General features: G+C 63.6%; 1 protein-coding gene. It reads right to left on the minus strand.

The window, feature by feature from the left end:
• A partial coding sequence (locus ACZ9W6_RS17760) for an AMP-binding protein (RefSeq protein ID WP_465192505.1) occupies nucleotides 1-209 on the minus strand: 209 nt, incomplete at both ends.

Below are 209 nucleotides of genomic sequence, written 5' to 3' on the forward strand. Positions count from 1 at the left end.
GGCACCGGCTTTGAGAATCGCCAGCAAGCCGACGACCATCTCGATGCTGCGCTCCAGTGCGATGCCGATACGCGCTTCACGGCGGATACCTTGCGCCAGCAATTGATGCGCGAGGCGGTTGGCGCGGCTGTCGAGTTCGCGGTAGCTGAGTTCTGTTTCGCCAAAGATCAGCGCGACAGCCTCAGGGTTGGCCGCCGCCTGCGCTTCGA

The organism is Vogesella lacus (assembly GCF_979366295.1).